The sequence below is a fragment of the Stenotrophomonas sp. NPDC077461 genome, from assembly GCF_049545475.1.
GTDB lineage: Bacteria > Pseudomonadota > Gammaproteobacteria > Xanthomonadales > Xanthomonadaceae > Stenotrophomonas > Stenotrophomonas nematodicola.
Genome location: NZ_JBMWDO010000013.1, coordinates 62,014 through 85,372, shown reverse-complemented (window position 1 = coordinate 85,372; position 23,359 = coordinate 62,014). Strand labels below are relative to the sequence as shown.

At 68.5% G+C, this 23,359-nt stretch carries 24 protein-coding genes; 11 read left to right on the top strand and 13 right to left on the bottom strand.

All coding sequences use genetic code 11. From position 1 onward, the window contains the following. Positions 1-14 precede the first annotated feature (14 nt). The 7 genes from ACPEH8_RS18405 to ACPEH8_RS18375 all read left to right on the top strand — a co-directional run bounded on the left by ACPEH8_RS18405 (position 15) and on the right by ACPEH8_RS18375 (position 8,123). The gene (locus ACPEH8_RS18405) at positions 15-926 is read left to right on the top strand and encodes a histone deacetylase family protein (RefSeq protein WP_423667759.1); all 912 of its coding nucleotides are present in this window, start codon (positions 15-17) and stop codon (positions 924-926) included. Positions 927-1,042: 116 nt separating this feature from the next. Beyond that, positions 1,043-3,493, top strand: coding sequence for an LPS-assembly protein LptD (gene lptD, locus ACPEH8_RS18400; protein WP_017356471.1), 2,451 nt, complete (start codon positions 1,043-1,045; stop codon positions 3,491-3,493). After that, positions 3,490-4,836 (top strand): peptidylprolyl isomerase, encoded by a 1,347-nt coding sequence (locus ACPEH8_RS18395; RefSeq protein ID WP_017356470.1) that lies wholly within the window; start codon positions 3,490-3,492, stop codon positions 4,834-4,836. Before lptD ends, ACPEH8_RS18395 begins: the two co-directional genes overlap by 4 nt. A 3-nt stretch (positions 4,837-4,839) precedes the next feature. Then, a complete protein-coding gene (gene pdxA / locus ACPEH8_RS18390) occupies positions 4,840-5,820 on the top strand; it encodes a 4-hydroxythreonine-4-phosphate dehydrogenase PdxA (RefSeq protein WP_166472628.1) in 981 nt (326 codons plus the stop codon). Beyond that, on the top strand, positions 5,817-6,650 hold the full coding sequence (rsmA, locus tag ACPEH8_RS18385; RefSeq protein WP_423667756.1) for a 16S rRNA (adenine(1518)-N(6)/adenine(1519)-N(6))-dimethyltransferase RsmA: 834 nt from the start codon (positions 5,817-5,819) through the stop codon (positions 6,648-6,650). The genes pdxA and rsmA overlap by 4 nt, the downstream gene beginning before the upstream one ends. Before the next feature lie 68 nt (positions 6,651-6,718). Continuing rightward, the gene (apaG, locus tag ACPEH8_RS18380; protein ID WP_017356467.1) at positions 6,719-7,102 is read left to right on the top strand and encodes a Co2+/Mg2+ efflux protein ApaG; all 384 of its coding nucleotides are present in this window, start codon (positions 6,719-6,721) and stop codon (positions 7,100-7,102) included. 13 nt (positions 7,103-7,115) lie between these two features. Continuing rightward, positions 7,116-8,123, top strand: coding sequence for a symmetrical bis(5'-nucleosyl)-tetraphosphatase (locus tag ACPEH8_RS18375; protein ID WP_313160331.1), 1,008 nt, complete (start codon positions 7,116-7,118; stop codon positions 8,121-8,123). A gap of 33 nt (positions 8,124-8,156) precedes the next feature. Here the strand turns inward: ACPEH8_RS18375 and ACPEH8_RS18370 are convergent, their stop codons facing one another. The 9 genes from ACPEH8_RS18370 to ACPEH8_RS18330 all read right to left on the bottom strand — a co-directional run bounded on the left by ACPEH8_RS18370 (position 8,157) and on the right by ACPEH8_RS18330 (position 14,429). Then, positions 8,157-8,648, bottom strand: coding sequence for a dihydrofolate reductase (locus ACPEH8_RS18370; protein WP_017356029.1), 492 nt, complete (start codon positions 8,646-8,648; stop codon positions 8,157-8,159). Between the two features lie 102 nt (positions 8,649-8,750). Next, on the bottom strand, positions 8,751-9,281 hold the full coding sequence (locus ACPEH8_RS18365; RefSeq protein WP_017356028.1) for a hypothetical protein: 531 nt from the start codon (positions 9,279-9,281) through the stop codon (positions 8,751-8,753). A gap of 120 nt (positions 9,282-9,401) precedes the next feature. Then, entirely contained in the window at positions 9,402-10,196 is a 795-nt protein-coding gene (locus ACPEH8_RS18360; protein WP_017356027.1) for a thymidylate synthase, read from the bottom strand. Further along, positions 10,193-11,083 carry a prolipoprotein diacylglyceryl transferase gene (gene lgt, locus ACPEH8_RS18355; RefSeq protein ID WP_017356026.1) on the bottom strand — a complete coding sequence of 297 codons (891 nt, stop codon included), beginning with the start codon at positions 11,081-11,083 and terminating at the stop codon, positions 10,193-10,195. The genes ACPEH8_RS18360 and lgt overlap by 4 nt, the downstream gene beginning before the upstream one ends. A gap of 51 nt (positions 11,084-11,134) precedes the next feature. Continuing rightward, positions 11,135-11,623 (bottom strand): TPM domain-containing protein, encoded by a 489-nt coding sequence (locus ACPEH8_RS18350; RefSeq protein ID WP_017356025.1) that lies wholly within the window; start codon positions 11,621-11,623, stop codon positions 11,135-11,137. After that, entirely contained in the window at positions 11,623-12,513 is an 891-nt protein-coding gene (locus ACPEH8_RS18345) for a TPM domain-containing protein (RefSeq protein ID WP_153164887.1), read from the bottom strand. The genes ACPEH8_RS18350 and ACPEH8_RS18345 overlap by 1 nt, the downstream gene beginning before the upstream one ends. Positions 12,514-12,517: 4 nt before the next feature. After that, a complete protein-coding gene (locus ACPEH8_RS18340; RefSeq protein WP_136003723.1) occupies positions 12,518-13,156 on the bottom strand; it encodes a LemA family protein in 639 nt (212 codons plus the stop codon). 100 nt (positions 13,157-13,256) lie between these two features. Then, a complete protein-coding gene (locus ACPEH8_RS18335) occupies positions 13,257-14,006 on the bottom strand; it encodes a TerC family protein (protein WP_017357185.1) in 750 nt (249 codons plus the stop codon). A 42-nt stretch (positions 14,007-14,048) separates the two neighbouring features. Next, positions 14,049-14,429, bottom strand: a complete 381-nt coding sequence (locus ACPEH8_RS18330; RefSeq protein WP_153164889.1) for a diacylglycerol kinase — start codon at positions 14,427-14,429, stop codon at positions 14,049-14,051. Positions 14,430-14,637: 208 nt separating this feature from the next. Between ACPEH8_RS18330 and ACPEH8_RS18325 the strand changes: the two genes are divergently transcribed. Further along, the gene (locus ACPEH8_RS18325; protein WP_423667754.1) at positions 14,638-15,321 is read left to right on the top strand and encodes an SGNH/GDSL hydrolase family protein; all 684 of its coding nucleotides are present in this window, start codon (positions 14,638-14,640) and stop codon (positions 15,319-15,321) included. 25 nt (positions 15,322-15,346) lie between these two features. On the opposite strand, the gene ACPEH8_RS18320 is transcribed toward ACPEH8_RS18325, so the two are convergent. The 3 genes from ACPEH8_RS18320 to ACPEH8_RS18310 all read right to left on the bottom strand — a co-directional run bounded on the left by ACPEH8_RS18320 (position 15,347) and on the right by ACPEH8_RS18310 (position 18,211). Beyond that, a complete protein-coding gene (locus ACPEH8_RS18320) occupies positions 15,347-16,618 on the bottom strand; it encodes a sensor histidine kinase (protein ID WP_136003715.1) in 1,272 nt (423 codons plus the stop codon). 151 nt (positions 16,619-16,769) lie between these two features. Then, a complete protein-coding gene (locus ACPEH8_RS18315; protein WP_017357189.1) occupies positions 16,770-17,483 on the bottom strand; it encodes a response regulator transcription factor in 714 nt (237 codons plus the stop codon). Positions 17,484-17,560: 77 nt separating this feature from the next. Further along, positions 17,561-18,211, bottom strand: a complete 651-nt coding sequence (locus ACPEH8_RS18310) for an arylesterase (protein WP_017357190.1) — start codon at positions 18,209-18,211, stop codon at positions 17,561-17,563. Between the two features lie 120 nt (positions 18,212-18,331). Here ACPEH8_RS18310 and ACPEH8_RS18305 point away from each other — a divergent pair, with 120 nt between their 5' ends. The 3 genes from ACPEH8_RS18305 to ACPEH8_RS18295 all read left to right on the top strand — a co-directional run bounded on the left by ACPEH8_RS18305 (position 18,332) and on the right by ACPEH8_RS18295 (position 21,860). Next, entirely contained in the window at positions 18,332-18,934 is a 603-nt protein-coding gene (locus tag ACPEH8_RS18305) for an ABC transporter ATP-binding protein (protein ID WP_017357191.1), read from the top strand. Further along, positions 18,931-21,417 (top strand): ABC transporter permease, encoded by a 2,487-nt coding sequence (locus ACPEH8_RS18300; RefSeq protein WP_153164891.1) that lies wholly within the window; start codon positions 18,931-18,933, stop codon positions 21,415-21,417. The genes ACPEH8_RS18305 and ACPEH8_RS18300 overlap by 4 nt, the downstream gene beginning before the upstream one ends. Positions 21,418-21,506: 89 nt before the next feature. Beyond that, entirely contained in the window at positions 21,507-21,860 is a 354-nt protein-coding gene (locus ACPEH8_RS18295) for a DMT family protein (RefSeq protein ID WP_136003706.1), read from the top strand. A gap of 523 nt (positions 21,861-22,383) precedes the next feature. On the opposite strand, the gene ACPEH8_RS18290 is transcribed toward ACPEH8_RS18295, so the two are convergent. Continuing rightward, positions 22,384-23,325 carry a DUF6607 family protein gene (locus ACPEH8_RS18290; RefSeq protein WP_166472624.1) on the bottom strand — a complete coding sequence of 314 codons (942 nt, stop codon included), beginning with the start codon at positions 23,323-23,325 and terminating at the stop codon, positions 22,384-22,386. Between the last annotated feature and the right edge of the window lie 34 nt (positions 23,326-23,359).

Genomic DNA, 23,359 nt, shown 5'->3' with positions numbered 1-23,359 from the left:
GAACCCCTGCCCGCATGCTGGTTTTCACCCATCCCGCCTGTCTGCAACACGATCCCGGCCGTGGCCACCCCGAAAGCCCCCAACGCCTGCAAACGGTCCTGGACGCCCTGGAAGCGGCATTCCCCGACCAGCTCGACTGGCGCCAGGCCCCGCCGGCGAAGCTGGGTGAGCTGGCCCGGGTCCACGACAGCGCGCTGATCGACCTGGTCCTGCAGCCGCAGACCGAGCCGCTGCGCCTGCTCGACATGGACACCATGACCTCGCCAGGCTCGGCCAGTGCGGCCCTGCACGCGGCCGGGGCCGGCGTGGCCGCGGTCGATGCGGTGATGCTGGGCGCGGACCCGGTGGCCTTCTGCGCGGTCCGTCCGCCGGGCCACCACGCCACCGCGACCACCGCGATGGGCTTCTGCCTGTTCAACAACATCGCCATCGCCGCTGCGTATGCGCGCGACCGGTATGGGCTGGAACGCATCGCGATCATCGATTTCGACGTCCACCACGGCAACGGCACCCAGGACATCTTCATCGCCGACCCGGGGGTGGCCTACTACAGCACCCACCAGGCCGGGCTGTTCCCGAACTCCGGGCTGCGCCGCGACCGCGGGGCCGGCAACCTGCTCAACATCCTGCTGCCGCCAGGCAGCGGTGGCTTCCGCTTCCGCAATACCTGGGCCGACGAGATGCTGCCGGCGATCGACGATTTCCGCCCGCAGCTGCTGCTGATCTCGGCCGGCTTCGATGCGCACATGCGCGACCCCCAGGCCGACCTGATGCTGGAAACCGAAGATTTCGCCTGGATCACCACCGAGCTGCGTACCCTGGCGCGCCGCCACGGTGGCGGCCGGGTGGTGTCGATGCTGGAGGGCGGATACGACCTCCAGGCGCTGGCCGAATGCAGCGTGGCCCACGTCGGCGCGCTGCGCTGAGCCGGCGCAATCCGGGCCGGCGCTGAACCCGGACCCCTTGTCGCCAATCGCCTTCATTGCCCCTATGCAAGGGATGGGGCAAGCTACGGTCCGTTTTCGCCCGAATCCGATACCGCGTGCGCCGAGCCCTCCGCCTGCTGCCCCTCCCCCTCAGCATCGCCATCTGCCTGCCGGCCCTGGCCGACGAAAAGCCGGTGAGCTGGGGCCTGTGTCCGGCCACTGACGTGCTGCCCGTCTTCAACGATGCTCCCCAAGCCGACAAGGCCGCAGCCGCCACGCGCGACCAGCAGCCCACCGACATCGAGGGCGACCAGCTGACCGGCACCTCGACGGTGCCGCAATACCAGGGCAACGTCGCGCTCAAGCGTGGCGACCAGTTCCTGGGCACCGACCACCTGAGCTTCGACACCGAAAGCGGCAATTACATCGCCGAGGGCAACGTCCGCTACCAGGACTCCTCGATCCGCATGGTCGCCAAGCGGGCCGAAGGCAACCAGGAAGCGGACACCCACAAGATTTCCGACATCCAATACCAGCTGGTGTCCCGCCGTGGCAATGGTGGCGCCGAATCGATCGACCTGCAGGGCGCCGTGGGGCAGATGCACCGCTCCACCTATACCACCTGCGATCCGTCGCAGCCGGTGTGGAAGCTGTCGGCACCGCAGATCGAAGTGGACAACGACGAAGGCTTCGGCACGGCGCGCAACGCCGTGCTGCGCATCGGCAAGGTGCCGGTGCTGTGGGCGCCCTACTTCAAGTTCCCGATCGACGACCGGCGCCAGACCGGCCTGCTGTACCCCCAGCTGGGCCTGTCCGGCCGCAACGGCTTCGATTACACCCAGCCGATCTACCTGAACCTGGCCCCGAACTACGACGACACCCTGATGCCGCGCTACATGAGCAAGCGCGGTTTCATGCTCGACAACGAGTTCCGCTATCTGTACGACGGCGGCCGCGGCGAACTGCTGACCGCCTACCTGCCCAACGACAAGCTGCGCGACAAAGACCGTGGCCGCGTCGAATACACCGGTTATCACAACGTCAACGCGCAGTGGCAGGCGCGGGCAAGCCTGGCCTGGGTCAGCGACGAGCGCTACGTGGAGGACTTCTCCAACCGGCTGCTGGGCGTGACCACGTCCAATCTGCAGAGCCAGGCGGGCATCTACGGTACCGGCGAAACCTGGTCGGCCGGGCTGATGGCCGACTACTGGCAGCTCACGGACTACACGTTGACCGAAGCGGCCCTGCCGTATTCGCGCCAGCCGCGCCTGTACCTCAACTGGGACAAGCCGCTGCTGCCGTGGCTGGAGACCGGCGTCTACGCCGAAGCCGTGCGCTTCACCCATGACGATGTCCACCAGAAGATCCGCGACGACAGCGGCGAGTACGTCCGCAATGGCGTGACCACCCGCATGGACGGCGGTTCGCGCATCGACCTCAAGCCGTACGTCTCCATGCCGTTCAGCGGCGCGGCCTGGTACGTCACCCCGACCCTGGCCTACCGGTACACCGCCTACGACCTGGAACGCGGGCTGGCCGACGACATCCGCCGCAGCCAGCTGACCCCGGAACAGTTGGCGGTTGCCACCCCCGAGCAGCTGCGCGGCAACACCTCGCCCAGCCGCAGCCTGCCGATCGGCACGATCGACGCCGGCCTGTTCTTCGACCGCGAGACCACCATCGGCGGCACCCGCTTCCTGCACACGCTGGAACCGCGCCTGTTCTACCTGCGTACGCCCTACCGCGACCAGAGCGACCTGCCGGTCTTCGATACCCGCGATTTCACCTTCAGCTGGGGCCAGCTGTTCCGCGATTCGCGCTACTCCGGCGCCGACCGCCAGAACGATGCCAACCAGCTGACGATGGCACTGAGCACCCGCTTCATCGATCAGGAGACCGGCAAGGAACGCTTCTCCGGCAGCATCGGCCAGATCCTGTATTTCGATGATTCGCGGGTGACCCTCAACAGCAGCGAGACCCCGGTCGAGAAGGGCAAATCGGCCTGGGTGGCCGACGGCAACTACGCCATCAACGACCGCTGGACCTTGGGCGCCACCTACCAGTGGGATCCCAAGTACAAGCGCGAAGACCTGGCCAGCGTGCGTGCGCGCTACCTGATGTCCAACGACGGCATCATCAACCTGAGCTACAGAAGCCGCCTGAATCCGCAGGCGTCGAACACCACGACCCGCTTCGACCGGACGCTGCTGGAGCAGGCCGACCTGTCCTTCCTGTATCCCATCAACGAGCGCTGGAGCCTGGTCGGCCGCTACTACTACTCCATCAAGGACAGTGCCCCGCTGGAAATCATCGGCGGCGTGCAGTGGGACAGCTGCTGCCTGGCCGTGCGTGCGGTGGCCCGACGCTATGTGCGCAACCGCGAGGGCGACCTGAACAACTCCTTCCAGATCGAGTTCGTCCTCAAGGGCCTGAGCTCCATCGGCCAGAACACGGACCGCACCTTGCGCCGTGCTATTCTCGGTTATTACCGCGACGACCTGTATCTCGTGCCGCCCAGCAACACCGGCGCGTCGCGGGACGACTACGATCCGAACCAGATCCCATGACCAAGACCCTTCCCGTTCTTCTCGCTTCCCTGCTGGCGGTGTCCACCGCATCGGTGCCGTTGCAGGTCCTGGCCCAGCAGAGCCAGCCGCTGGATCGAATCGCTGCCGTGGTCGACGAAGACGTCGTGCTGCAGAGCGAACTGGACCGTGCGATCCAGAACATCAAGGCCCAGTACGCCGGCCGCGAGGGCCAGCTGCCTCCGGATGACGTGCTCAGCCGCCAGGTGCTCGAGCGACTGGTCCTGGTCAAGCTGCAGGTCGCCCGCGCCGAAAGCAGCGGCATCAAGATCAGCGATCAGGAACTGAACCAGGCCCTGAACGCGATTGCCCAGCAGAACGGCTCCAGCCTGGACGCCCTTCGCCAGCGCCTGGCCAAGGACGGGATCGATTTCAACGACTTCCGTGCCTCGGTGCGCGATGAAATCACCGTGCAGCGTCTGCGCCAGAGCTTCGCCCAGAGCCGCATCAGCGTCAGCGAGGGCGAAGTGGATGCCGCGCTGAAGCAGCAGGCAACGGTGGGGACCCAGTATCACCTCGCCCACATCCTGATCGGCCTGCCCGAGGGGGCCAATGCCGACCAGATCGCCACCGGCCAGAAGAAGGCCGACGGCGTGAAGGCACTGCTGGACAAGGGCGAGCTGGACTTCAACGCGGCCGCCGTGCGCTATTCCGACAGCCCCAACGCGCTGGAAGGCGGCGACCTGGGCTGGCGTACGCTGGATGAAATCCCCAATGCGTTCGCGCAGATGATGAGCCAGATGAAGGCTGGCGACGTGATCGGTCCGCTGCGCGGCCCGAGCGGCTTCCAGCTGCTGAAGCTGGTGGAAGTGCGTGATGCCAATGCGGCGGCCGGCACCGGCAACACCGTCACCGAGTACCACGCCCGCCACATCCTGGTGCGCGTGAACGACCAGCAGGACAACGCCGCAGCCAAGGCCAAGATCGAAACGCTGCGCGCCCGCATCGCTGGCGGCGCGGACTTCCAGGCCGTGGCCAAGGAAGCCTCCGAAGACAACAACAGCAAGGGCCAGGGCGGCGATCTGGGCTGGTTCCCGGCCGATGCGTTCGGTCCGGACTTCGGCCGCCAGGTCGAAAGCGTCGCCGACGGCGGCGTGAGCCAGGCCTTCCGCACCGACGCTGGCTGGCACATCGTGCAGCGCGTGGCGACCCGCCAGACCGATGCCACCAACGACAACCAGCGTGCGCAGATCCGTGAAACGATCGGCCGCCGCAAGCTGGAGGAAGAGTACAACCGCTTCCTGCAGGAACTGCGCGGCGAAGCCTATGTCAGCTTCCGCAGCGGCGACCGGGCGGAAAACACCGCCACGCCTCCGCAGTCCTGATCGATGATCCCGCAGCTCGCGCTGGTACCGGGCGAGCCGGCCGGGATCGGTCCGGAACTCTGCCTCCGCCTCATCCAGCAGCCGCGCACCGATTGCCGGCTGCTCGCCTTCGCCGACCCGGACACCCTGCGGGCGGCGGCGGCGGCACTCGCGCTGCCCCTGCAGCTTCTGCCTGAAGACGCCATCGCCCGCGAGCCGGGCGATCTGCCGTTGTGCGAGGTGCGCAACACCACCCCGTCGCGCTTCGGCGAACCGGATCCGGCCAATGCCGGCGCCGTGATCGGCGCCCTCCTCCAGGCCGGCCAGGCCTGCCTGGACGGTCGTCTGGACGGCGTGGTCACCGGCCCGGTGCACAAGGCCGTGATCAACCAGGGCGGCATCGCCTACAGCGGCACCACCGAGCTGCTGGCCGGCCAGGCCGGGGTGGAGGTGGTGATGATGCTCGCCAACGACATCGTGCGCGTGGCCCTGGCCACCACGCACCTGCCCCTGCGCGCGGTCGCCGATGCGATCACCGCCGAGGGCCTGACGGCCACCCTGCACACCGTGCACGCCGCGCTGCGCCGCGAGTTCGGCATTGCCACGCCACGCATCGCCGTGCTCGGGCTGAATCCGCATGCCGGCGAGGACGGGCACCTGGGCCGCGAGGAGCTGGACCTGATCATCCCGCTGCTGGACCGGCTGCGGGCGCAGGGCATGGACCTGGTTGGCCCGCTGCCGGCCGACACCGCCTTCCTGCCGGCCAGACTGACCGGCTTCGACACCGTGCTGGCCATGTACCACGATCAGGGCCTGCCGGTGCTCAAGTACAGCGGCTTCGAACAGGCCGTCAACATCACCCTGGGCCTGCCCTACCCGCGCGTGGCGGTCGATCACGGCACCGCGCTGGAGCTGGCCGGCCGGGGCATCGCCGATCCCTCCAGCCTGCTTGCCGCCACGTCCCTGTGTGCCCGGCTGGCGCGCCAACGTAAACTGGTGCCATGACTTCCCCGTATTCCCCCTCCGCCGCCGGGTTCACCGCGCCGGCCAAAAAGCAGCTCGGCCAGCACTTCCTGGCCGATCGCAGCTACATCGACAAGATCGTGCTGGCCGTGAACCCCAAGGACGACGACCGGCTGGTCGAGATCGGCCCGGGTCAGGGCGCGATCACCCTGCCGCTGCTGCGCCGCCATCCGCGCCTGACCGTGATCGAGTTCGACCGCGACCTGATCGCACCGCTGACCGCCGCCGCCGCGCCGTTGGGCGAGCTGACCATCGTGCACCGCGACGTGTTGCAGGTGGACTTCACCGAGCTGGCCGACGGCGGGCAGATCCGCCTGGTCGGCAACCTGCCCTACAACATTTCCTCGCCCATCCTGTTCCATGCAATGGAACACGCCGCGGTGATCCGCGACATGCACTTCATGCTGCAGAAGGAAGTGGTGGACCGCATGGCGGCCGAACCCGGCAGCAAGGTCTATGGCCGGCTGAGCGTGATGCTGCAGGCCTGGTGCAGGGTGACCTCGCTGTTCGTGGTGCCGCCGGGTGCGTTCCGGCCGCCGCCGAAGGTGGATTCGGCCGTGGTGCGGCTGGTGCCGCGCGATCCGGCCACGGTCGGCATCCTCGACCGCAAGCGCTTCGCCGATGTGGTCCGGGCCGCCTTCGGGCAGCGCCGCAAGACCCTGCGCAACGCACTCAACAACGTGGTCAGCGCCGCACAGTTCGAGACCGCCGGCGTGCGCAGCGATGCCCGCGCCGAACAGCTCGAGGTGGCGCAGTTCATCGCGCTGGCCAACGTTCCGCACCTGGACGGCGACGACGTACCCCAGGGTTGAACGCGACGCCACGCGCCAGCCTGCGCTGCGCTCACCTCAACCTGCACAACACCCTCTAAACTGCCTGCATGAACGACGCTGCAAACTATGCGATCTCGGTCGAGGTCGCTCCGCGCTTTCTCGACGACCAGTCCACGCCGGAGGACGGACGCTATGCGTTCGCCTACACGATCCGCATCCACAACGAGGGCCGGATCGCGGCGCGGCTGGTGGCGCGGCACTGGCGCATCACCGATGCCAACGGCCGTATCGAGCATGTGGATGGCGATGGCGTGATCGGCGAGCAGCCGCGCCTGCGGCCGGGTGAAGACTTCCGTTACACCTCCGGTGTCATGCTGGAAACGGAACACGGCACGATGCAGGGGCACTACGACATGGTGGCCGACGACGGCACCGAGTTCGCCGCACCGATCGCGCCGTTCGTATTGACCGTTCCGCGCACATTGCACTGATGGAGGCGCACGCATGAGTGTCTGGGCCATCGGCGACCTGCAGGGCTGCTACGACGTCACCCAGCGGCTGCTGGAGAAGATCCGCTTCGATCCGGCGGTGGATACGCTGTGGTTCTGTGGCGACCTGGTCAACCGCGGCGGTCAGTCGCTGGAAACGCTGCGACTGGTGCATTCGCTGCGCGACAGCAGTGTGGTGGTGCTCGGCAACCACGATCTGTCGCTGCTGGCCGTGGGCGCGCGGACCGAAGAAGAGCAGCGCAAGGTCAACCCGGATCTGCTGCGCATCGTGCAGGCCGAGGACCGCGACGTCCTCCTGGACTGGCTGCGGCTGCAGAAGCTGGCCCACGTCGACCGCGACCTGGGCTGGATGATGATCCATGCCGGGCTGGCGCCGAAGTGGACCACCCAGCTGGCCGAGAAGCATGCCCGCGAAGTGGAAGTGCAGCTGCACGGCAGCGGTTACCGCAAGCTGTTCCGCAACATGTATGGCGACAAGCCGGCGTGGTCGCCGGGCCTGTCCGGCTACGACCGCTCGCGCGCGATCATCAACCTGTTCACGCGCATGCGCTACTGCACGCCGCGCGGCCGCATCGGCATCGAGGACAAGGGCACGCCGGGCACCCAGGAACAGGGGCTCTACCCCTGGTTCGAGGTGCCGGGCCGGGTGGAGCGCGACCTCAAGATCGTGTGCGGTCACTGGTCTGCGCTGGGCCTGACCATCACTCAGGGCGTGCACGCCATCGACACCGGTGCGGTGTGGGGCGGCAAGCTCACCGCGCTGCAGCTGGACACCGACGAACTGCGCGTGGTGCAGGTACCCGGCCGCGATGTCCCCAAGCCGGTCTCCGCGCCGCGACCGCCGGCACGCCGGCCGGCCAGCGAAGGCACCTCCGAAGGCCGACCTGCCCGCCAGGGCGGCCCTGGCCAACGTGACCGCCACCGCGGCACGGGTCGCCCGACGCCGCAGGTACAGGCGCAGGCCCATCCCCGGAACGCGGACGTCACCAGCGACAGCGAGTGAGGCCACAGCCGGTCCTGGCGACCGGCCCGTGCTTCAGCGACGGCGGTAGTCCACGAAATCGAACGCCACCGCGTGCCGGGCATCGGCCGGATGGTGTTCGCGCGCCACTTCGACCCACAGCGCCGGGTCAACGGCCGGGAAGTGGGTATCGGCGGCGACGACGGTATCCACCCAGGTCAGGTGCAGGTCGGTGGCCTGCGCCATGACCAGGGCGTAGATCTGCCCGCCCCCGATCACGCACAGCTCGTCGGCCCCATCGGCGCGGGCCTGCTGCAGCGCCTGTTCGACCGATTCGACTGCCTGCATGCCCTCGAACGGCACCTCGCCGGTGCGGGTGAGGACCAGATTGCGGCGGCCCGGCAACGCGCGGCCCAGCGATTCGGCGGTACGCCGGCCCATCAGGATCGGCTTGCCCACGGTCAACGCCTTGAAGCGCTTGAGGTCGTCGGGCAACTGCCACGGCAACTGGTTGTCGTGGCCGATGCCGTGCTGGCGGTCGAGGGCGGCAATCAGGGAGAGCTTCATGGCAGGTCGAATCCGGGCGGCACGGCGGCGCACAGTATACGAAGTGCCTGTTGGCGCGCGGCGAGGCCACCGGCGGCGAAGCGAAGGGCAGCCGGCTCGACGCTACCGTGCCGCGCAGCGCGCGCGCTCGGCGCGGATTGCGGCGAGCTGGCCGTCGAATCCGGCGATGTAGTCGGCGTCTTCCTCGCGGCGCGCCTGCAGCAGGTCGACGCGGTCGTTGATGACATCGGCGAGCGCCGGGGTGTCGAGCATCGCCGCCCCGAGCTCAAGCGGGGGCACATGACCAATGCGCCCGTTGAGCCTGCGCAGCTGATCCAGCGAGAACGCCGAGGCGACCACCTGGTCAACCTGCGCCAAGTGCCCCGCTTCCTGCATGGCCGGGCGCAACGGCGCGATGTAGGTCGCCGCGATCGGCGCCAGCGCGGCCTCTGCCGCGTGCCGGCAGGCCTCGGGCAGGCCCTCCGGTTCGTCCCCGGTGAAGTTGTCCAGGATCGACGCCTCGATGTCGTCCAGCAGCGCGCGGGTGTAGATCGCCAGCACGTCGTGATTGAGCCGTTGCGCCAGCGACAGCGCTTCCTCGCCAGGCCCGGCCAGCGCAGGCAGTGCCAGCGCGCCGCATACCAGGGCCGCCACGGCCCGCCACCTCCGATGTGTCACCTGCATCCTTGACCGTCCATCTCCATCTCCAGGGCCGGTCACCCTACACCAGCCCGCGCGCCCGGGGCGAGCCTCAGGCGGCGCCCCCGGCTGCGCTCAGACCGCGACCGGCGCCTTGATTGCCGGGTGCGGGTCGTAGCCGTCGATGCGGATGTCGTCGAACTGGAAGCCGAACAGGTCGGTGACCTGCGGATTCAGCCACAGCGTGGGCAGCGCGCGTGGCGTACGCGACAACTGTTCGCGGGCCTGCTCGATGTGATTCGAGTACAGGTGCGCATCGCCCAGCGTATGCACGAAATCGCCCACGCCCAGCCCGGTGGCTTGGGCGACCATGTGCGTGAGCAGCGCGTAGCTGGCGATGTTGAACGGCACGCCTAGGAAAATGTCGCCGCTGCGCTGGTAGAGCTGGCAGCTGAGCTTGCCGTCGATCACGTAGAACTGGAACAGGTTGTGGCACGGCATCAATGCCATCTGCGACAGTTCGCCCACGTTCCAGGCACTTACCACCAGGCGCCGCGAATCCGGATTGCGCTTGATCTCCTCGACCAGCCACTGCATCTGGTCGATCGAACCGCCGTCGGCGGTGGCCCAGCTGCGCCACTGTCTGCCGTACACCGGACCAAGATCGCCGTTGGCATCGGCCCACTCGTCCCAGATGCGGACCTGGTTGTCCTTGAGGTAGCCGATGTTGGTATCGCCCTTCAGGAACCACAGCAGCTCGTGGATGATCGAGCGCAGGTGCAGCTTCTTGGTGGTGACCAGCGGAAAGCCCTCACCCAGGTTGAAGCGCATCTGCCAGCCGAACACGCTGCGCGTGCCGGTGCCGGTACGGTCGGATTTCTCCGCGCCGTGGTCCAGCACGTGCTGCAGCAGATCCAGATACGGCTTCATGCCTTCGCTCCGGCCGGCGACGCCGGCAGTTGCGGCTGCAGCACCGGCGCGCGGCGCGACAGCACCAGCAGCACCAGGCCGAACACCACCAGCGGAAGGCTCAGCAGCTGGCCGCGGGTGAACCAGTCGAAGGCCAGATACACGCCGTTGTCGGGCATGCGCACGAACTCGACCGCGAAGCGGAAGATGCCGTACATCAGCGCGAACAGGCCCGCGATCACATAGCGATGGCGCGGCTTGGCCGACACCGCCCACAGCACCACGAACATCACCAGGCCTTCCAGCAGGGCTTCATACAACTGCGACGGATGGCGGGCGTACTGATTGAGCGCGCCCGTGGCGAACTGCGCCTTGAGCGTGGCGGCATCGAGCGCATTCAATGGCGCCGGCAGACCGCTGGGGAACACCACACCCCAGGTGCCGTCGGTGTACTTGCCCCACAGCTCGGCGCCGATGAAGTTGCCGATGCGGCCGAAGCCCAGGCCCAGCGGCACCAGCGGGGCCATGAAATCGATGGTGTCGAACAGGTGCAGGCGATGCCTGCGCGACCACCACCACGCCGCGAACAGCACGCCCAGCAGGCCGCCGTGGAAGCTCATGCCGCCATCCCACACCTTGAACAGCAGCAGCGGGTTGTGCAGGAAGTCGCCCAGCGCATAGAACAGCATGTAGCCCACGCGCCCGCCCACCACCACGCCGAGCATGGCGTAGAACAGCAGGTCGGAGAAGCCGTCGGCATTCACCCCCGGCAGGCGCCCGGCCGCGATGCGGCGACGCCCCAGCCACCAGGCCGCCATGAAGCCGAGCAGGTACATGATGCCGTACCAGTGCACTTTGACCGGCCCAAGCGAGATGGCGATGGGGTCGATGTCGTGGAAATAGATCATGGGCGATGCCTTGCAGGTAAGCGGCTATTCTCGGGGTACGGCCGCGCTACCTCAACCGAGCAGTTGGGGGGTGTTGGGCAGACCGTCATCCTTTGACCCGGTGCCGGGCGGATAGTGCCCGGCCAGCAGGTCGGACACTTCGTTGATCGCCTGCAGCACCGCGTCCTGCAGTTCACCCTGGCGCAGACGTGCCTGCATGTGGGCGCAGATCGCCTGCCACTGGGCCTGGCCGATCCGCCCGCGCAGGCCACGGTCGGCCACCAGTTCGATCGCGTGGTCGGCCAGCAGCAGGTACACCAGCACGCCGTTGTTGTGCTCGGTATCCCACGTGCGCAACTGGGCAAAGGCGGCTTCGGCGCGCTGGCGCGGGCTGACCCGGTGCCACAGGGCCATCAGCGGCAGGTCGCTTTCCACGGCAAACATCACCTGCCCGCCGTGGCGCCGTTCGCCGGCCGTGATCGCGTCGGTGATCGCCTGCAGCCGGGCTGGCGGGAAGGCGCGCCGCACCGACGGGGAGAAAAGATGTCGCCACCAGCGCATCACCAGCCTCCCGAGGCGCCACCGCCTCCTGAACGTCCGCCCCCACCGCCCCAGCTACCACCGCCGCCGAAGCCGCCGCCTCCTCCACCCCAGCCCCCCCCGCCGAAGCCACCGCCCCCGCCCCAGCCCCCACTGCGGGCAAAGCGGCCGGCCTTGCTCGAGGACAGACCGATGAACAGCGCCACCAGCCCGGCCAGGCCACTGGCCAGCCACAGCGAGGTGAACAGGAACGCGGCGACTGCCGCGCCGGCACCGCCCAGCAGTCCGCGCAGCGGGCGTGGCACCCCGCTCAACAGCGCACGCAGGACGCTGCCGACGAAGAAGCCGATCACCAGGGCAAAGGTCCAGCCGTCGCCATCCGGGTTGCGGGTGGCGCGGTGGTCGCTGACCGGTGCCGGCAGCTCCTCGCCGTCGATCAGTGTGACCAGCGCGCCGGTGGCCGCGGACAGGCCGCCGGCATAATCGCCGGTGCGGAACTGCGGGGCCAGGTACTCCTGGATCACGCGATTGGCGATCGCATCGGGAATCGCGCCTTCCAGCCCGTACCCCGGTTCGATGCGCACCCGGCGATCATCTTTGGCCACTACCAGCAGCACGCCGTCGTCCACGCCCTTGCGGCCGATCTGCCACTGCTCGAACACGCGCTGGGTGTACTGCTCGATCGATTCGGGCTGGGTGCTGGGCACCATCAGGATCTGCAACTGGCTGCCCTTGCGCTGCTGCAGGGCCAGCGCCTGGGCTTCAAGCGCCTGCGTCTGCGCGGCATCCAGGGTGCCGGTGGTGTCCACCACCGGCGAGGTCAACGGCGGAATCGCCGCCTGCTGGGCCCACGCCGCCGGCGCCAGGCACAGGGCGAGCAGCAGCAGGAAGCGCAGCAGGCGCGCGGTCACGGGCTCAGTGCGCCGGCTGCGGGGTCTGCGGCGCGGGCGCCGGCGCCGGAGCGGGCGCCTGCGAACCGAACTTGACCGCCGGCGGCTGGGAAATCTGCGCCTCGTTCTCGACGGTGAAGTTCGGCTTGGTCGCATAGCCGAAGATCTTGGCCGTGATCACCTGCGGGAACTGGCGGATGAAGGTGTTGTAGTCCTGCACCATCTGGATGTAGCGGCCGCGCGCCACGGTGATGCGGTTCTCCGTGCCTTCCAGCTGCGCCTGCAGATCGCGGAAGCCCTGGTCGGACTTCAGGTTGGGGTAGTTCTCGGTGACCACCAGCAGCCGCGACAACGCGCCGCTGAGTTCGCCCTGCGCCTGCTGGAACTGCTTGAGCGAGTCGGCGTCGTCGGCGTTGACGTTGACCTGGCCGACGCGGGCGCGGGCATTGGTGACGTCGGTCAGCACCTGGCGTTCCTGGTTGGCATAGCCTTCCACGGTCTGCACAAGGTTGGGGATCAGGTCGGCACGGCGCTTGTACTGGTTGAGCACTTCGGCCCAGCCGGCCTTGACCTGCTCATCCTTCTGCTGGATGGCGTTGTAGCCGCAGCCGGACAGCAGGGAGGCCAGTACGGCCAGGAACAACAGTCGGGAGAACGATCGCATGGCCGGCTCCGGCTCTCGATGACGGGAGTCCGGAGCATGCCACGAACGGGGTCGGTGCGCCGTGTTCAGCCAGATGCGACACGGCGGACCGACCCGGCCGTCACCACTGGCCGGCGCCCGGCACGTTGTGGGCCACGGCGCGGCGGCGCATCAGCAGGTTCAGCCATTCCACCAGCACCGAGAAGCCCATCGCGGCGTAGATGTAGGGCTTGGGCACGTGCACGTCCAGGCCATCCAGGATCAGCACCGCGCCGATCAGCAGGATGAAGGCCAGGGCCAGCATCTTCACGGTCGGGTTGGCATCGATGAAGCGGCCCAGCGGGTTGGCGGCCAGCAGCATCACGGCGACCGAAAGCAGGATCGCGGCGACCATCACCGGCACGTGCTCGGCGATGCCGACGGCGGTGATGACCGAATCCAGCGAGAACACGATGTCGATGATGGCGATCTGGGCGATCACCAGGCCGAACACGGCCGAGGCCTTGGTCGTGGTGGGATCTTCGTCTTCACCGCCGGTGATCAGCTCGCGGATTTCCATGCCGCCCTTGATGATCAGGAACAGGCCGCCCACGATCAGGACCAGGTCACGGATGGAGATGCCCATGCCGGCCACGGTGAACAGGTTGGCCTGCATGTGTGCCAGGTAGGCCAGCGAGACAAGCAGCAGAATGCGGGTGATGCAGGCCACCGCGATGCCGAGCTTGCGCGCGAACGGGCGGCGCGCTTCCGGCAGCTTGCTCACGGCGATCGAGATGAACACCAGGTTGTCGATGCCGAGCACGATTTCCAGCGCGCTCAGGGTCAGCAGGGTCAACCAGACATTGGGGTCGGACAGCAACTCAAGGAACATGGACTTCCATCCTTACAGGGGGGATGACGCGCCGCAGACGCGTCAGAAAAAGTGCGGTACCAGGATCAGGCCCCAGCACACCAGGACATTCATCATCAGCACGAAGACCGCGGCCGACCCCATGTCCTTGGCGCGCCCGGCCAGCTCATGGAACTCGCTGCCGTAACGTTCGATCACCGCTTCGATGGCCGAGTTGGCCAGCTCCATTGCCAGCACCAGCAGCATCGAGCCGATCATCAGCGCACGCTCGACCGGGGTCTGGCCCAGCCAGAGCGCCAGAGGTGCGAGCACCACCAGCAGGTAGACCTCCAGGCGGAACGAGGACTCGTGCAGCCAGGCTGCCCGCAGCCCCTGCCAGGACCACACCGCCGCCTTGAAGATGCGTCGCGGGCCGCGGGGCATGTGCCCCATTTCGTCAGCCACGGCAACGGACTCCACTGCGCGGGGTGGGCCGGAACAGAGGTAACAGCGCACAGCTGGCAGTCATGGGCATCGCTGAATGGGCGGTCAATCCGTCATTTTGCCACAAGCCCGTTGCCGGCACGGACGCAGGCCCGGAATGGCCCGATGGGGCACGGCGGAAACCGGGCGGAGCTTCTATGATGAATGCCCTGCCTGAATGGAGATTGCGATGACGTACCGCCGCCCCCTGCTGCTCGCCCTGGCGCTGGCCTGCGCCCTGCCGGCGCTGGCCGCGCCGCAGGTGCCGGCCCAGGTCTCCAACGTGGCCTGGGCCGGGGACATGGACCAGTTCGCCGCCGCCGACAAGGCGGCGGCGCCGCCGCGCGGCGGAATCGAGTTCATCGGCAGTTCCTCGATCCGCATGTGGGACACCCTGGCCGCCGATTTCCCGGGCCAGAAGGTGTTCAACCGCGGCTTCGGCGGATCGGAAGTGCGCGACAGCACCTGGTACGCCGACCGGATCGTGATTCCGTACGCGCCGTGCAAGGTGTTCTTCTACGCCGGTGACAACGATCTCAACAGCGGCCGCAGCCCGGCGCAGGTGCGCGACGACGTGGTGGCGTTCGTGCAGCGCGTGCACCGCGACCTGCCGAAGACGACCGTGGAAGTGATCTCGATCAAGCCCAGCCCGTCGCGCGCGCAGCTGCTGCCGGCGGTGATCGAAGCCAACGGGCTGATCCGGCAGGCGCTGGCCCGGATGCCCAACACCGGCTACACCGACATCTACACGCCAATGCTGGGTGCCGACGGCCAGCCACGCGCGTCGCTGTTCCGCGAGGACATGCTGCACATGACCCCGGACGGCTATGCGATCTGGCGCGAGGCATTGGCGCCCAAGGTACGCTGCGAATGACGGCAGCGCCCGGCGTTGCCGCAGGTCAGCGGTAGACGATCGTCGCCTGGGTGCCGACGCCGGGTTCGCTGGTCAGGGTGATCTTCCAGCCGAACCGGTCGCACAGGCGGCGCACGATCGACAGGCCCAGCCCCGTGCCCTGCGGGCGGGTCGGGTCGGCCCGGTAGAACGGCTCGAAGGCGCGGGCCAGGGCGTCGGCCGACATGCCGATGCCGGTGTCGCGCACCACCACCCGGTCCTGCTCGACGTCCACCTCGATGCTGCCTTCGTCGGTGTAGCTGCAGGCATTGCGCAGCAGATTGCTGACCACCACCTGCAGCACCCGCGGCGGCGCGTGCAGGTGCACCGGGCCTCCGCTGTGCATGTGGATCTCCACGGGCCGGCCGGCCAGCAGCTCGCGTGCGTTGTCGACCTCGTAACGCACGATGTCGTTGACATCGAACAGTTCGACCTGCGGCTCCACGTCCGCCTCGCGCGCAAGGATCAGGAACGCGTCGATCACCGCCTCCATGTCCCGCCCGGCGCGCTGGATGCGCTGCAGGCCGCGACGCAGGCGCGGAGTCATCTCCGCATCGCCCAGGGCCATGTCGCTGGCGACGCGGATCACGGTCAGCGGCGTGCGCAGCTCGTGACTGGCATCGCGGGTGAAGTTGCGCTCGCGCGCCACATGCGCACTGACCCGCGTGGCCAGCGAATGCAGCGCGGCCGCGAGCTGCCGGGTTTCACCCTGCATGTCCGCCGGCAGCTTGTCCGCCGCCAGGTCCGCCGCTTCCGGATGCCCGGGGTCCCAGCGCGAGACCCGCCGCGCCAGCCAGTTCACCGGCGACACCAGCCGTTTGGAGGCCCGGTAGGTGATCCAGGACGCGCCGTACACCGCCAGCAGGGTCAGCAGCACCGGCACGATGCCGAACCAGAAGGCCAGCATCTCCGCGCGCGAGCGCAGGAACACCAGGTACAGCTGGCCCTCCTCGCGGGCATCGACCAGGACCAGCTGGTCGTCGTCCTTCAGCTCGTGGAACCCCGGCCCCAGCGTGCGCAGGTTGGCCGGCAGGCTCAGGCTGGACTGCCCCGCCTCCAGCAGATAACCGCGGATGTTCTGGGTGTTCGGCGGCGGTTGCGCCGGCGAGGCGTCGTGGAGCTGCCAGAAATAGGCGGCTTCCTCGCGCAACGCGCTGCTGACCAGGCTGTGCTTGATGACCAGCGACACCAGCCATGCGCCCAGCAGGATGCCCAGACTGGCCAGCACGGCTTGGAGGATGAAGACGATACGTATCTTGCGCGGCAGACCGTGCGGCATTACGGGGTCCAGGGCGGTTCGCCGCGATTATAGGAAAGCGCGCCGTGATTCCATCGTGCAAGGAACCCGGACGACCGGGAAGGTGCCAGGTCGTCGAGGGTCCCAGGGCCCCGCAGGGCCCACTCGGTCATACTGTCGTCACGCGATGCGCTCAGCTCATCGGCTGGGCGATATCGGCAATCCGGTAGCCCGCACTCTGCACCGTGTGCAGCAGCGGGCGATCGAACGGCTTGTCGATGATCTTGCGCAGGTTGTACAGATGGCTGCGCAGGGTGTCCGAATCCGGCAGACCGTTGCCCCAGATCTCGCGCTCGATTTCCTGGCGCGTCACCACCCGGGGCGACTCGCGCATCAGGATCGTGAGCAGACGCAGGCCGATCGGCGACAGCTGCAGCTCGGTGCCCGCACGCGTGGCGCGCATGCTGACCGGATCGAGCACCAGGTCGGCGACCTTCAGCACTTCCGAGCCCACCTGCCGGCGCTCGCGGCGGATCAGGGCGCGCAACCGCGCTTCCAGTTCCTGGATGGCGAAGGGTTTGGTCAGGTAATCGTCGGCGCCAAAGCCCAGACCGGTCAGCTTGTCATCGAGCGTGTCGCGCGCGGTGAGCATCAACACCGGGGTGGACTTGCGGGCGTCGTTGCGCAGCCGGCGGCAGACTTCGATGCCGTCCAGACGCGGCAGCATCAGGTCCAGCACGACCACGTCATAGCTGTTTTCCGCTGCCAGGCGATAGCCGTCCAGCCCGTCCTGGGCGTAGTCGACCTCGAAGCCGCGGCCTTCCAGGTATTCACCGATCATCTCGGAGATGTTGCGGTTGTCTTCGACCACCAGCACCAGGCCGGCGGTTTCCTTTGTCTGACGCATGAGAGTCCCTCTTTCTTCAGCTTTGTGAAACATGCCGCATGGGCGGTGGACGCCGTGTGAAGCCGGTCACGACACAATCAGAGCAGGGGTCTCAGCAGGGGCCAGACGTTGTCCAGCACCCGGGGTTGCGCGGCAGCGGTGGGATGCAGACCGTCGGCCTGCATCGATCCGGGCTGCAGCGCCACCCCCTCCAGCAGGAACGGCAGCAGCGCCACTTTGTGCTGCCGCGCCAGATCGGCATAGACCTGCTTGAGCCGCTGCCGGTAGGCCGGGCCGTAGTTGGGCGGCACGTCGATGCCCAGCAGCAGCACGTTGGCCCCGGCCGCCTGGCTGGCCAGGATCATCTTCTCCAGATTGCCGCGCAGCTGGGCGGGGGTCAGCCCGCGCAGGGCATCGTTGCCGCCCAGTTCGATCACCACCACCGAGGGCCGGTGCTTCTGCAGCAGGCCCGGCAGCCGGGTCAGCGCCCCGGAGGAGGTTTCACCGCTGATGCTGGCATTGATGATCGCCGGCGGCGGTTTGATCTGTTGGTTGACCCGCTGCTGAAGCAGGTTCACCCAGCCCGAGGCCGCCGGGATATTGTGGGCGGCACTGAGGCTGTCCCCGACCACCAGCACCGCATGGCGGGGTTCCGGACCTTTGGCACACGCCAGCAGCGGCCACCACAGCAATGCTGCCAGCACCACGATCCACCCGGCCTGATGCCGCTTCCACTTCGCTCGGTACATTGGAGAATCCTCATCGACAGCCTGTCCCCCCGCAGCGCGCCCGTCGCCATTTCCGCCCACGATGTCGGCAAATCCGCCCGTGGCCCGGAGGGTGAAGTCCACATACTGGACAACATCGGCATGACCGTCCATGAAGGCGAGAGCGTGGCGATCGTCGGCGCTTCAGGTTCCGGCAAGACCACCCTGCTCGGCCTGCTCGCCGGGCTGGACCTGCCCAGCCGTGGCCGCATCACCCTGGCCGGGGAATCGCTGGACACGCTGGACGAGGAAGCCCGCGCGCAGCTGCGCGCGCGCGAGGTCGGCTTCGTGTTCCAGAGCTTCCACCTGTTGCCGGCGCTGACCGCCGAAGAGAACATCGCCCTGCCGCTGGAGCTGGCCGGGCGCGAGGATGCGGCGCGGGTGCGCGAAGTACTCGAGCAGGTCGGCCTCGGCCACCGTGCGCGCCACTATCCGCGCCAGCTCTCCGGTGGCGAGCAGCAGCGCGTGGCGCTGGCGCGCGCGTTCGTTGCACGCCCGCGCATCCTGTTCGCCGACGAGCCCACCGGCAGCCTGGACCAGGCCACCGGCCAGCAGATCAGCGACCTGCTGTTCGCGCTCAACGCCAGCAGCGACACCACGCTGGTGCTGGTCACCCACGATCTGCGCCTGGCCCAGCGGTGCGAGCGCATCTACCGCCTGGATGGCGGCCGTCTGGTCGACGCGTCCGTCGGCACGCCGGCATGAATGTCATCCGTCATGCCGCGCGGGCGCTGCGCCGCGAGTTTCTCGCCGGTGACCTGCTGACCGTGTTCGCCGCGCTGGTGCTCGGCGTGGCGGTCATGACCGCAGTCGGCACCCTGGTCAACCGGGTCACGCTGGCCCTGACCAGCAGTGCCGCCGAGATGCTCGGGGGCGACCTCGGGCTGAGCGCACGTGAGGACGTGCCGGCGCGGTTTGCCGACGCCGCGCGCACGCGCGGGCTGGCGAGCACCCGCATGGTCAGTTTCCCCAGCGTGCTGTTCCACGGCGACGACAGCCAGATGGCCAACATCAAGGCGGTCAGCGCGGGCTATCCGCTGCGCGGCGAGCTGCGCGTTGGACGTGCCCTGCACGATGCCGCCAGCGAAACCGCCGGCACGCCGCCACCGGGAGAGGCCTACGCCGATCCTCGGCTGATGCAGGCACTGGGGCTGAAAATCGGCGATGCGCTGGAGTTCGGCGCCGGGACCCTCACAGTCACCCGCGTGCTGCAGGCCGAGCCGGACACGTCCGGCGAGCTGATGCAGTTGTCGCCGCCGCTGCTGGTCAACCGTGTCGATGTCGACCGTGCCGGCCTGCTCGGTCCCGGCAGCCGCGCCTCCTACCGCATGATGTTCGCCGGGCCGCCCGAGGTGATCGCCGACTTCCGTGCATGGCTGGCGCCGCAGGCCAAGGGCTACCGCATCGTCGGCATCGCCGATACCCAGCGTGGCGTCCGCGGCGCGTTTGACCTCGCGGGCCGCTTCCTGTCGCTGGCCGCCCTGCTGGCGGTGCTGCTGGCCGGCGTGGCCACGGCCCTGGCGGCCAACCGCTTTGCGATGCGCCGGATCGACCAGGTGGCCATCCTGCGCTGCCTCGGCGCGCGCCAGCGCGACATCCTGGCCGCGATGGCGCTGCAGTTGGTGATGCTGGCCATCCCGGCCTGTCTGGCCGGCATCGGTCTGGGGCTGGCCGCGCAGGCCGGGCTGGTGCAGGCACTGGGCGGGCTGGTGCCCAACCGCCTGCCCCTGCCGCAGGCGACGCCCGCGTTGAGCGGTGCCGGCATCGGCCTGGTGCTGCTGCTCGGCTTCGGCCTGCCGCCGCTGCTGCGGCTGCGCGGGGTGCCGCCGATGCGCGTGCTCAACCGCAGTTTCGCCGCACTGCCCCCGAGCTCGTTGCTGGTCTACCTGGCGGCGCTGGCCGCCACGGTGGCGCTGACCGTACAGGCCACCGGTGATGTGCGCCTGGCGGCCTGGGTGCTTGGCGGACTGGCGGCGCTGGCCGCGCTCGCGGGCGGCGTGGGCGCGCTGCTGCTGTGGCTGCTGCGTGGCCTGCAGGGCCGCCTGCGTGGGCGCTGGAAGCTCGGGGTGGCGGCGCTGACCCGGCGCCGCGGGCTTGCAGTGATGCAGTTGGTGGGGCTGTCGCTGTCGCTGTGCGCGTTGCTGCTGCTGTCGGTGGTGGGCCCGGGCCTGCTGGCACAGTGGCGCGACCGCCTGCCCAGCGATACGCCCAATTATTTCCTGATGAACATCCAGCCCGGGCAACGCGCGGCCGTGCTGGCGACCCTGCAGGAGCTGGGCGTGATGGCGCCGGGCATCGAGCCGTTCAGCACCGGCCGCCTGCTGGCCGTCAACGACCGCGCGCCGCAGCGGCAGCAGCGCGAGGACAACAGCAACGACGACGACGATGCCAACCGCCCGGTCAACTTCTCCTGGCGGCGCGATTTCCCGCCAGCCAACCAGCTGCTGGAGGGGCGTTTCTGGGCCGTCGGGAGCACGGCGGCGGAGGCATCGATCGAGCAGGGCTGGGCCGAGCGCTATGGCATGAAACTGGGCGATACGGTGACGCTGCAGATGGGCGAACAGGAACGCCGGTTCACCATCACCAGCATCCGCAAGGCCGACTGGGATTCGTTCCGGGTCAATTTCTTCCTGCTGCTCAACGAGGGCGCGGTGGGCGATGCGCCGTACAACCTGATCACCGCGTTCCATCTGCCGCGCGCGCAGGCGCCGGCGCTGGCGGGCCTGACCCGGGAGCATCCCAACATCTCGCTGCTGGACATCGATGGCATTCTCGAGCGCGTGCGCGAGGTGGTCGATCGGGTGACCCAGGCGGTGCAACTGGTGATGGGTTTCAGCCTGCTGGCCGGGCTGCTGGTGCTGCTGGCGGCGCTCCAGGCCACGGCCGGCGAACGCCGCTATGACAGCGCCGTGCTGCGCACGCTGGGAGCGACCCGTTCCCAGCTGCGTGGGGCGGTGCTGGTGGAGTTCGGGCTGCTGGGGCTGCTGTCGGCGCTGCTGGCGGTCGCGACGGCGGCGGTGCTGGGCAGTGTGGTGGCGCGCCAGGTGTTCGAGCTGCAGCTGAGCCCGCCGTGGGGGCCGCTGCTGGTGGGCGGCGCGCTGGGCGTGCTGCTGAGCATGGCGTCGGGCTGGCTGGGCACGCGGCGCATCCTGCGCACCCCACCGGCGCTGGCATTGCGGGAGGCCTGACCGGCCAACCGGCGCGGCGGCCGCATGCTGACACACTGCTGCCGCCGCGCCCGGTATCCTGCGCGCCCCCGTTCCCAGAGATCGCCCGGATGCCCGGCACGTCATTCACCGCCTATCTGTACCCCGTGTTGCTGCTGTTGGGCAGCAACATCTTCATGACCTTCGCCTGGTACGGGCACCTCAAGTACAAAAGCGCGCCGCTGATGACGGTGATTCTGGTCAGCTGGGGCATCGCGTTCTTCGAGTACTGCCTGCAGGTGCCGGGCAACCGGCTGGGCAGCGCGGTGTATTCGGCCCCCCAGCTCAAGGGCATGCAGGAGGTGATCACACTCGTGGTGTTCGCGGTGTTCTCGGCGGTGTACCTGGAGCAGCCGTTGAAGTGGAACCACTATGCGGCGTTCTGCCTGATCGTGATCGCCGCGCTGCTGATGTTCAAGGAATAGGACGGGCCGTCTCGGCCGCCACCCCGTAGCGCCGGGCTCTGCCCGGCTGCGCGCGCAGCGCGCTTTGGGGGTATCGGCCGCGGAGAGGAGAGCAGCCGAGCAGAGCTCGGCTCTACGAGGGGGCTGCAAGCCGACCGTTGGCCTGCTACGCGCAGCGCGCCTGGGTAATTATCGGCCGCCAACCCGTAGAGCCGGGCTCTGCCCGGCTGCGCGCGCAGCGCGCCTGGGGGTATCGGCCGCGGAACGGAGAGCAGCCGAGCAGAGCTCGGCTCTACGAGGGGGCTGCAAGCCGACCGTTGCCCGGCTGCGCGCGCAGCGCGCCTGGGTAACTATCGGCCGCGGAACGGAGAGCAGCCGAGCAGAGCTCGGCTCTACGAGGGGGCTGCAAGCCGACCGTTGGCCGGCTGCGCGCGCAGCGCGCCTTGGGGTATCGGCCGCGGAGCGGATAACAGCCGGGCAGAGCCCGGCTCTACGAGGGCTGCGGTCGGCTTTGCGCGCAGCCCGTGCCCCTGCCCCGCACGGCTCAGCGGGCGGCCTCGGCCGGGGCCGTTTCGACCCACTGGGTGAACACCTTGTCGATCTCGGCGTCCTTGACCTTCCTGCCGTCCTGGATGTCCTGGGCCTGGGTGAACAGCGGGATGATCATCGCCATGCCGTCCAGCGTGGTCTTCAGGTGCACGCCCGGTGCCTTCACAAGGAAACCGTCCCAGCGCTGGCGCACGCTGGCCCAGTAGCCGGCGGTGGCGGTCCAGTAGTCGTAGGCCGGTTTGAAATCGACGTCGGTGGTCCGGTTGTAGTCGTTGAAACCGAACTCGCGCGCGATCTCCTGCTGGCTGCCATCGGCACCGCGCAGGATCTTGGTGTTGAACTGCTCGTGGGTCCAGCCCTTCGGGGTCAGCGTGTGGCGGTTGACCACGGCCAGCGCGTTGTAGTCGCTGCGTCGGGTGTACTCACGACGCGGCAGCGGGCGCCAGCTCAGGTCGCTGGTCCAGGTCGCCACGCCATTGTCGTAGGCCCACCTGCCGGTGCCGCAGTAACGCGGCGCATCGCTGACTTCATAGACACACTGCGTCCATGCACCGGCGTTGACCGCGGTCGGAATCGTGCGCACCTGCCAGGTCTGGTCGGCGCTGAATTCGAACCGGTGCGGCGCTTCGTACACCCAGTCCTGGCGCCAGTGCTTGGTCACGTGGCCGCTCTTGCCGTCCACCAGCAGATGCTGCAGGACGATGCGCCGGGGGGAGTCCTCAACCACGATCACCACTTCATTGCCGCCGCTGCGCACAGCCGGCGCGCGCTCGTAGCCGGGCTTGAGCAGCACGGTCTCATCGAAGGCGAAATCGACGATGTACTCGCCTTTCATCGCCAGGATGCTGTCGTGGTCGCGCTGCAGGTCGGAGGGCTGGGCGTGGACGACACCGCTGCCGGCAAGCAGCAGCCACGCACCGGCTGTCTGGAATTTCATCTGGAGGTCCCTTCTGGAGTGGCTTGCAAGGTGG